Genomic DNA, 9,288 nt, shown 5'->3' with positions numbered 1-9,288 from the left:
CGTGGTCCACGGGCCCGGTGCGGGCGACGGCGCGGCGACCGGCGTGCTCGCCATCACCGGCGCGATGTCGAGCAAGGGGCGCTGGGCGATCGCGTCCAGGCGCTCGATCACCGAGTAGGCCTGGTCGTCGGACATGCCGGTCCAGTGATAGACCGCGGCGAGCTTGTTGCCGTCGCGCGCGTCGATGGCGTTGGTGATCTGGCCGACCAGGTCGCGCAGATTGCGCGCGCAACCGCCGGTGTAGGCCGGCTTCTGCGCCTGCGCGGCGCCGCGCGGCAGGCGGTCGACGCCGCCGACCTGGGCGCAGTCGCGATCGGTGTAGACCGAATTGCCGCGCGCATCGGTGCAGCGGCGGATTTGCGCTTGCGCGGGGCTGGAGTGCAGCAGCAACGCGGCGGGGGCGGCGGTCAGCAACAGCAGCAGACGAAGTCGGGCGGGCACGGGCATCGGCGAAGACTAGCGCCGGTCGCGGTTTGTGCACAGTGCGTATGCCTGAAATCGCGGCGTTCAAAGCCCCTCTCCCGCTTGCGGGGTGAGGGGCCGCGTTTGCGAGCCATTGGCTCGCGCGGCACCGAACGCCCGAACGCTATGCGTTCGGGCTGGGGTGCGGGTTGGGGTGAGGGCAGCTCGGATTGCGCCGTAGTTCGGTGCTTCGCGTGCCCTCATCCGGTCCTTCGGACCACCTTCTCCCGCTAGCGGGAGAAGGGCAGAGGCAGGTCAGTTGCGGAAACCCGCCACCGTCGTCGCGCGTTCGTTCAACACCCGCGCGTTGTTGCTCTTGGCCGCGGTGCCCATCGGCGAACCGTTGTAGGTGATGTTCGGGTTCGACCAATAGTTCAGGCGCGGGCAGTTGCTGCCGCAGTTGTACGCCATGATCGTGCGCCAGGCGTTGCCCGGGCCCCAATAGCCGTGGCCGTAGGGATAGACGGTGTTGTTGCCGTTGCTGGGATCGTGGTGCGCGCCGAAGTTATGGCCGATCTCGTGGGCGAAGCTGTAGTAGCCGGTCATGCAGCTGGCGCCGACCACGCTGAAGGCGCTGGCGGCGTTGGAGTTGAGATAACCCAGGCCGCAATACGCTGGATCGGTGATGATCAGCACGTTGACGTCGGCTTTGATCGTGTTGCGGGTGGCGTGGTAGCTGTCGAGATAGCCGTCGCTGGTGCCGGCGAAGCGGCTCAGGTCGGTGTCGAAGCCGGCGCTGACGTAGCTGTTGGTGTAGTTGCCGGCCAGTTCGAAGCGCACGTTGACCGCGCTGTTGGCGAAGCTCTGGTTGCTCTCGGTGATCGCCAGGTTGGACTTGGTGGTGATGTTGCCGACCGAGTTGGCGGCGGCCTGGGTGTAGACCACCATCACCCGCACGATCGACGGCGCCTTGGCGTTGGCCGCGGCTTCGTCGAACTTGGGATCGTTGAGGAACGGCACGATCGGCTTGGCGGTGTAGGCGTGCGAGGGATGATCGGCCGGCATCAAGGATTCGTCGATCAGGCTGACGGTGTGGCCGCCGTTCTTGAGCGGATCGATGCGGTACAGCTTGCCGCCGCTGCGCACGCTGCCGGACATCTGGTCGCCCTGGCGGACGATGATGGCCGACTCTTCCGGATTGTCGATCAGCTCGGCGCCGGTGAATTGGTTGACGCGCTTGAGCTGGGTGTTGGGATCGCCGACCAGGCCTTGCCAGATCACCACGCCGTCGGCCTTGCGTTCGGCCTGCAGCTTGTGCGCTTTCAGGCTGACGCCCGGGGCGAGGTTGAGCAACAGCTCTTCGCGGCCTTCGCTGATCTGCGCGGCGTCGGCGCGGACCAGATCGACCTTGACCGCGGCGCGGTCGGCCTTGACCGCCTTGAACGCGGTATCGGTGTTGGCGCTGCGCAACACGGCGTTGGCGGGCGCGGAGAACAACGGGGCCGGCTCGGCAGCCGTGGCGGCGCCGGCGAAGCCCAGGGACAGAGCGATGGCGAAGTTCAGCGGCAGCAATTTATTGCGTGCGGACATGAGACTCACTCTCCAGAAGAGGACCGCTGCGCGGCGCGCGCCCGTGGCCTGGGCGCGCGACGGCGGTCGCGAGGGCATCGCTCGTCGCGGCGATGCATCCTGGAGAAAGTGAGCTACCGCGCCGTCGGCCCGCTCAAGAGCGAAATTGTCCGAAGGCAAACGGAACTTGAGAACTGTTCTAGCAGTTCGTCGCGGGTGCTAGACGGAGGCCAAATTTTTTGTGACGGACCGCATCGGTTTAAATGTACATGAACGGTCGTTTCGGCCCGCGCCGCGGCGCGGGCGCGGCCGTTTCAGGCGATGCGCGACAGCACCGTCAGCGTCGGCTTGCTCAGATTGAGCGTGTAGAAATGCAGGCCCGGCGCGCCGCCTTCGATCAGCCGGCTGCACAACTGCGCGACCACGTCGGCGCCGAACTCGCGGATGCTGTCGCCGTCGTCGCCGTAGGCCTGCATGCGTTGGGCGATCCAGCGCGGAATCTCCGCGCCGCACATGTCGGAGAAGCGGCGCAGCTGGCTGAAGTTGGAGATCGGCATGATCCCCGGCACGATCGGAATATCGATGCCGGCCGCGCGCACGTCGTCGACGAAACGGAAATACGCGTCGGCGTTGTAGAAGTACTGGGTGATCGCGCCGTTGGCGCCGGCGCGGACCTTGCGCTTGAAGTTCTCCAGATCCGAGTGCGCGTCGCGCGCTTGCGGATGGGTTTCCGGATAGGCCGCGACTTCGATATGGAAATGGTCGCCGGTTTCGGCGCGGATGAACTCGACCAGTTCGTTGGCGTAACGCAAATCGCCGGCGCTGGCCATGCCCGAGGGCAGATCGCCGCGCAAGGTGACCAGGCGTCGGCAACCGATCTCGCGATACAGCGCCAGCAGCTCGCGGATTTCCGTGCGGGTGCCGCCGACGCAGGACAGATGCGGCGCGGCGTCGAGCCGGTGCTTGGCGCGCAGGCGGCGGATGGTCTCGGGCGTGTAGCTCAGGGTCGAGCCGCCGGCGCCGAAGGTGCACGAGACGTAGCTGGGCGCGTAGGACTTGAGCTTGGCCGCGGTTTTATCGAGCTGGCTGCGCTGGTCGTCGGTCTTGGGCGGGTAGAACTCGAAGCTGATGGGCAGCATGGGCGGGGCCGCGACGGTGGGTTCGGCGATAATATCTCTTTATCGCGATGGATTGGAAGATCGGTGGCGAAGGCGGCACTAGGACCAAGGTCTATGCCGGCCGCGGCTTGACTCGCCGCAGGGGCGGCGCCATCCCTTTAGCCGGTCCATCCAGGCGAGCGGCATGAGCGAAGGCGTACTCGATAACCCGATCTGGCAGTCCCTGATCAGCCGCCACCGCGCGCTGGCGCTGGGCGATGGCGCGGTCGCGCGCTATCCGGCGCAGGTGGCGCCGTTTCTCGGCGTGGCCGAAGACGGCGCGGACGTGGATGCGGCCTTGGCCGCGCTGGTGCCGGCAGGCGATACCGCCTTGCTGCTGGGCCGCAAACCCGCGCTCGGCACGGGTTGGGAGTTGCGCCATCTGACCGATCTGGCGCAGATGATCTGCCGCGCGCCGGTGGCGAGCGCCGATGGCGACGGCGATGGCGACGGCGATGGCGATGCGGCGATCATCGAGCTGGGCGTGGAGCATCGCGAAGACGTGCTGGCGCTGACCGCACTGGTGTATCCGCACTATTTCCGTGCGCGCACGATGGATCTGGGCCGTTACTTCGGCATCTATCTCGACGGCCGGCTGGCGGCGATCGCCGGCGAGCGCATGGGCATGGACGAGTACACCGAGCTCAGCGCGATCTGCACGCATCCGGATTTTCTCGGTCGCGGTCTGGCCCGGCGCTTGCTGCTGCATGTGAGCCGCGACAACCACGCGCGCGGCCGGATCCCGTTTCTGCACGTCAGCCATGAGAATCCGCGCGCGGTCGAGTTGTACCTGCGCAACGGTTTCGAACTGCGCCGCGACATTCCGTTCTGGTCGTTGCGCCGCGCGGATTAGCCGCGGGCGGAACCGCCGGCGGAGCGCTGCGCGATCGCGTAGATGTCGGCGCTTTCCAGCACCGCCGTCGGCGTTTGCGAGCGCGAGAGTTCGAGCATCGCCAGACCGACGTTTTCCGTGCTCAGGATTTGCCGCGGCATCAGCTTGCGCAGCGGCGTGAGCAGGGGTTTGGTCGCCCAGTACAACCAGCGGTAGGCCGGCGTCTTGGAGACGATACCGTGCAGCGGCTGGATCGCGCCCGGGCGGAACAGATACACCGCCTGGAACGGCAACCGCCGCAACGCGTTCTCGGTGCGGCCCTTGACCCGCGCCCACATCGTTCGGCCTTGCTCGCTGCTGTCGGTGCCGGCGCCGGATACGTAGACAAAGCGCATCCGCGGATTGAGCCGCGCCAGCGTCGTCGCCGCGGCCAGGGTCAGGTCATAGCTGAGGCGGGTGTACTCGGCTTCGCTCATGCCGCCGGACGACACGCCCAGACAGAACAGGCAGGCGTCGTAACCGCTGAGCTGCGCTTCGACCGCGCGGTAGTCGAACAGATCGGCATGCACCAGTTCGCGCAGCTTCGGATCGGTTTGGCCCAGCGGCGTGCGGCCGACGCACAGCACTTGTTCGACATCGGCCGCGCGCAGCGCTTCGCGCAACGCGCCTTGGCCGACCATGCCGGTCGCGCCGAAAATCATGATCTTCATTGGGCGATCCCTGGTCGTGGCGGTTTCACATTGTCGCCGGCAAGCGCATGAACGCGCGCATGGCGCGGTCGCGCAATCGATCGCTGCCGAGCAGGCGCCCGATCGCGATCATCGTCCGCGCCGCGCGCGGGGCGATGTAGGCGCTGCGCGGACGGCGCGCGCGCAAGGCTTGTTCGATGGTGTCGGCGATCTGGTCCGGCGTGCCGGCCATGCCTTGCAACTGCTCGCCGGTGAACAAGGCATGCAGCGGGCGCACGGCCTTGGCGTACGGACCGTCGCCGGACACGCGCAGCAGGCTGTCGGCGGCGATCCCGGCCCATTCGGTCTTGATCGCGCCCGGCCGCACCAGCACCACGTCGACGCCGAACGGCGACAGTTCCTGACGCAATGAAGACGACAGGCCTTCGACCGCGAATTTGCTCGCGTGGTACCAGCCGCCGTAGGGCGCGGCGCTGAGGCCGCCGACCGAGGTGATGTTGAAGATCTTGCCCCAGCGCTGCGCGCGCATGTGCGGGATCGCGTATTTGCTCAGCGCGGCCAGGCCGAACAGATTGACCTCGATCTGCCGGCGCGCGTCGTCCATCGGCACTTCCTCGACCGAACCGTAGGAACCGTATCCGGCGTTGTTGACCAGGATGTCGATGCCGCCGTGCTCGGCGGCGATGCTGTCGGCGCAGGCGCGGATCGAGGCCTCATCGGTCAGGTCCAGCGGCAGCACGCGCACGCCGTGGTCCTGCAGATGGCGCATGCGCTCGGTCCGGCGCGCCGCGGCGTAGGTGGTGGCGCCGAGCGCGGCCAGGCGCAGGGCGATGGCTTCGCCGATGCCGGCGGAGGCGCCGGTGACCAGGGCGGTGCGGTTGGACAGCAAGCCGTTGGACGGGCGAGGGGACAGCGGAGTGTTCATGACTGATCCGATAAGGCGAAAGCCGCCGCCAGGAGCGGACGCCCGGGCTGGGCGAGGTTCTAACCAACTGGTTGGTTTAGACTGCGCCGGCTTCGGGCTGTTGTCAACCAACCAGTTGGTTATAATTCAGCCATGGCCACCCGAAACTCCGAAGACACCCGCCGGCGCCTGCTTGAAGCCGCCGCCGCCGAATTCGCCGCCTACGGCATCGCCGGCGCCCGCGTCGATCGCATCGCCGCGGCCGCGCAGTGCAACAAGCAGGCGATCTACGCCTATTTCGGCAGCAAGGAAGCGCTGGGCGATGCCGTGATCGACGGCCTGGTCGAGCAGATCGTGGAGAGCGTGCCGATCGACGCGCGCGACCTGCCTGGCTACGCCGTGCGTTTGTTCGACCGCTGCCAATCGCATCCCGACGTCATGCGCTTGGCGATGTGGTACCAGCTCGAAGGCAAGCCGTTGCCGGCCGCGGCGGTGGCGTCGACCGCGCACAAGATCGAAGCCATCCGCCGCGCCCAGGCCGACGGCGTGGTCAGCGAGCGCTTCAGCGCGGAGATGATGCTGCTGTGGGTGATCGCCCTGAGCCGGGTCGGCTCGCCGGATTCGCCGGAAGCCAAGCTCGGCGTGCTGACGGTTGAGGCGACGCGCGAGGCGATCGCCGCGGCGGTGCGCAGGTTGGTTGAGCCCTAATGCGCTGGCGTTGAGCGGGCCGTGGTCGCTCACGAGCGCCACCGTTCGTCCCAACCCAACACCGCTCGCCCGCCCCAGCCGCCACTGCTCACGATTCCCGCCAGCGCCGCGCGAGGGCCCGGCAAAGTGGCGCCATACCGCCACTTCAGGAGTCCGTCATGCCGCAGCACCGTCGCCCGAGCGCCTTGCGCCGCGTGGTTTTCGCCCTGACCGCTTTGCTCGCCGCCAGCACGGCCCAGGCCGCTGGCGAGCGCTTTCAGGACCTGAGCATCGAAGTCGTCGGCAAAGGCCGGCCGGTGCTGATGATTCCGGGCCTCAATTCCGCTGCCGAGACTTGGCGCGAGACCTGTCAGGCGCTGCAGGCCGACAAGGTGCAATGCCATCTGGTCCAGTTTCCGGGTCTCGCCGGCGCCCCGGCGGCCAAGACCGAGGCCTACAACGACGCCATGCGCGATCAACTGCTGGCCTACATCGAGCAGCGCAAGCTCAAGCATCCGGTGGTGATGGGCCACAGCCTCGGCGGTTTCGTCGCCTTGAAGATGGGCATGGCCAAGCCGCAGGCGATCGACAAGCTCATCATCGTCGACACCCTGGGATTTCTCGGCTCTCTGTTCGGGCCGGGCATGACCGAAGAAACCATCCGGCCGATGGCCGAGAACACCCGCAAGCTGATCCTGACCCAGGATGAGGCGCACTACCGCCGCGGCATCGCCGCCACGGTGCAGACCATGGCCCACGACGACGACAAGGTGGCGCTGCTGCGCCAGTGGGGCGAAGCCAGCGACCGTCCGACCACGGCGCAGGCGATGTTCGAGATGATGACCACCGATCTGCGCCCGCAGTTGGACAAGGTGAAAGTCCCGACCTTGGTGCTGGCCGGCTGGGCGGCCGGCGTGCGCTACGGCGGCACCCGCGATTCGACCTTGGCGATGTACCAGCAGCATTACGCCAGGCTCGACGGCGTGCGCATCGAACTGAGCCAGGACGGTTACCATTTCCTGATGTGGGACGACCCCAAGTGGCTGCAGGGCGAGGTGCGCGGTTTCCTCGCTCAGGCCAAGCCCGCCGGTTGAGGCCGGCGTGGCGGCATCGTTCTCCCGGGCGGATTCGTCCGCCGCGCAGGCGGCGCGACCGCACTTTCCTTTACCGATTTCGAAGCGGCCCATGTTGCGAGACTCGACCCGTTCGGCCTTGATCGACACTCTGTTCTGGCTGGGCTACTGCGCGTTCAACCTGAGCATGTCGGCGGCGTTCGGCCGGATCACCTCCGGCGCGTTGGTGATCGCCGTCGCGCTGGCGGCCGAGTTGTGGGTGGTCGGCCGGGTCATGCGCCGGATCGCCGACGACCGGCATTGGTTCGAACTGGGGCCGTTGCGGCTGGGCCTGCGTTTGTTCGCCTGCGTGGTGATCGGTGCGGGGTTGGCGCAGATCGTGCTGGTGATCCCGCTGTGGTTCGCCGCCAAGATGAATTGGGTCTACCTGCAGCCGGACAACACCGCCGGCTTCACTGCGCCGATGCTGCTGATGTATTGGGTGCAAACCGGCATGGTCCTGGCCTTGTGGACCGCGTTGTGGAGCTGGACCGTGGCGATGCGCCGCTACCGCGAGGGCGAAATCGCCCGCCTCAATGCCGAATCGCTGCGTCACGCCTCCGAGTTGGATGCGTTGCGTGCGCGCCTGAATCCGCACTTCGTGTTCAACGCGCTCAACAATTTGCGCGCGCTCATCAATGAAGACACCGAGCGCGCGCGCGAACTGGTCACGCGGCTGTCTTCGACCCTGCGCCACGCGCTCGACCACAGCCAACGCGAGCATGTCAGCGTGGCCGAGGAGTTGGCGGTGGTGGACGATTACCTCGCTGTCGAGTCGGTGCATTACGAAGGCCGGTTGCGGGTGACGCGCGAGATCGATCCGGCCGCGCTGGATCTGCGCCTGCCGCCGATGGCGTTGCAACTGTTGGTGGAAAACGCGATCAAGCACGGCATCGCCCGCACCCCCGGCGGCGGCGAGCTGAGCCTGCGGGTGCGCGGCGACGGTGGCAGGCTGCGGATCGAAGTCGCCAATCCGGGCAAGATCGAAGCCGAATCGGTGCGCCGCGGGGTCGGCCTGGCGTATCTGCGTACGCGCCTGGCCCATGCATCGCCGCCGGGCGAGTTCGAGCTGCGCCAGCACGGCGCGCGCGTGTCGGCGCAGATGGAGATATCGCAATGAGCCAGCGCCCCTTGAGCGTGTTGATCGTCGACGACACCCGTCTGGCGCGGCAGGAACTGCGCACCTTGTTGGCGCAGTGGCCGCAGATCGAGGTGCTGGGCGAGGCCGAGGACGTGCCGCAGGCGCAGGAAGCGATCGCGCGCCTGCGTCCGGATCTGGTGTTGCTGGACATACAGATGCCGTCGGGCAGCGGCTTCGACGTGATCGCCGGGCTCGACAGCGCGCCGCTGGTGGTGTTCACCACCGCCTACGATCAGTATGCGGTGCAGGCCTTCGAAGCCAATGCGCTGGACTATCTGGTCAAGCCGGTCGAGCCCGCGCGTCTGGACGCGGCGCTGCAGCGCGCACGCGCGCGACTGCCTGCGGAAACCGCGCCGGCTGAGGCGCGCGGCCCGCTCGGCGCCGACGACCAAGTGTTTCTGCGCGACGGCGAGCGGTGCTGGTTCGTGGCTCTGCGTGAGGTCCACCGCATCGTCGTCGACGGCAACTACGCGCGGGTGTGGTTCCGCAACGAATGCGCCTTGCTGGCGCGCAGCCTGAGCGCGCTGGAGTCGCGGCTGGACCCGGCGCTGTTCTTCCGCGCCAATCGCAACACCTTGGTGAATCTGCGCTCGGTGAAGTCGGTGGAGCTGGCGGTGGGCGACGGTTACGAGCTGGAGCTCAAGGACGGCAGCCGGATCGAGGTGTCGCGCCGGCAGTCGCGGGAGTTGCGTGAGCGGTTGTCGTTGTAGCGCGGTTTGACCGTTGCGTTGGTGCGGCTGGGGTGTGTCGTCGGTCGGAGGTGGTTGCGCGGTGATTCGGGTTTTCGCGGTCGCG

Annotated in this window: 9 protein-coding genes and 1 pseudogene; 5 read left to right on the top strand and 5 right to left on the bottom strand. The window is 67.5% G+C overall.

Features of this window, described 5'->3' with window-relative positions:
* From V7787_RS51270 to metF, 3 genes and pseudogenes are all read right to left on the bottom strand, one after another.
* Positions 1-441 (bottom strand): annotated as a pseudogene (locus V7787_RS51270) (DUF4124 domain-containing protein); the annotation flags it as partial.
* Between the two features lie 276 nt (positions 442-717).
* Positions 718-1,992 (bottom strand): M12 family metallo-peptidase, encoded by a 1,275-nt coding sequence (locus V7787_RS51265; RefSeq protein ID WP_336095209.1) that lies wholly within the window; start codon positions 1,990-1,992, stop codon positions 718-720.
* A 293-nt stretch (positions 1,993-2,285) separates the two neighbouring features.
* Complete coding sequence (gene metF / locus V7787_RS51260; protein ID WP_336095208.1) at positions 2,286-3,110, bottom strand: methylenetetrahydrofolate reductase [NAD(P)H]; 825 nt, start codon at positions 3,108-3,110, stop codon at positions 2,286-2,288.
* A 163-nt stretch (positions 3,111-3,273) separates the two neighbouring features.
* Here metF and V7787_RS51255 point away from each other — a divergent pair, with 163 nt between their 5' ends.
* On the top strand, positions 3,274-3,981 hold the full coding sequence (locus V7787_RS51255; RefSeq protein WP_336095207.1) for a GNAT family N-acetyltransferase: 708 nt from the start codon (positions 3,274-3,276) through the stop codon (positions 3,979-3,981).
* Here V7787_RS51255 and V7787_RS51250 read toward each other — a convergent pair.
* Together V7787_RS51250 and V7787_RS51245 are read right to left on the bottom strand one after the other, a co-directional pair.
* Complete coding sequence (locus tag V7787_RS51250) at positions 3,978-4,670, bottom strand: NAD(P)H-binding protein (RefSeq protein WP_336095206.1); 693 nt, start codon at positions 4,668-4,670, stop codon at positions 3,978-3,980. The two genes, V7787_RS51255 and V7787_RS51250, sit on opposite strands and share 4 nt — an antisense overlap.
* 25 nt (positions 4,671-4,695) lie before the next feature.
* Positions 4,696-5,574 (bottom strand): oxidoreductase, encoded by an 879-nt coding sequence (locus V7787_RS51245; protein ID WP_336095205.1) that lies wholly within the window; start codon positions 5,572-5,574, stop codon positions 4,696-4,698.
* Positions 5,575-5,706: 132 nt separating this feature from the next.
* On the opposite strand from V7787_RS51245, the gene V7787_RS51240 reads away from it, so the two are divergent.
* From V7787_RS51240 to V7787_RS51225, 4 genes are all read left to right on the top strand, one after another.
* Positions 5,707-6,261 carry a TetR/AcrR family transcriptional regulator gene (locus V7787_RS51240; RefSeq protein WP_336095204.1) on the top strand — a complete coding sequence of 185 codons (555 nt, stop codon included), beginning with the start codon at positions 5,707-5,709 and terminating at the stop codon, positions 6,259-6,261.
* A 158-nt stretch (positions 6,262-6,419) separates the two neighbouring features.
* Positions 6,420-7,334, top strand: coding sequence for an alpha/beta fold hydrolase (locus V7787_RS51235; RefSeq protein WP_336095203.1), 915 nt, complete (start codon positions 6,420-6,422; stop codon positions 7,332-7,334).
* A 91-nt stretch (positions 7,335-7,425) separates the two neighbouring features.
* Complete coding sequence (locus tag V7787_RS51230) at positions 7,426-8,472, top strand: sensor histidine kinase (protein ID WP_336095202.1); 1,047 nt, start codon at positions 7,426-7,428, stop codon at positions 8,470-8,472.
* Positions 8,469-9,203, top strand: coding sequence for a LytR/AlgR family response regulator transcription factor (locus V7787_RS51225; RefSeq protein WP_336095201.1), 735 nt, complete (start codon positions 8,469-8,471; stop codon positions 9,201-9,203). The genes V7787_RS51230 and V7787_RS51225 overlap by 4 nt, the downstream gene beginning before the upstream one ends.
* The last annotated feature ends 85 nt before the right edge of the window (positions 9,204-9,288 follow it).

The organism is Pseudomonas sp. CGJS7 (assembly GCF_036961695.1).
Note: the sequence above shows the minus strand (reverse complement) of the source record. Positions and strands in the feature narration are given on the sequence as shown.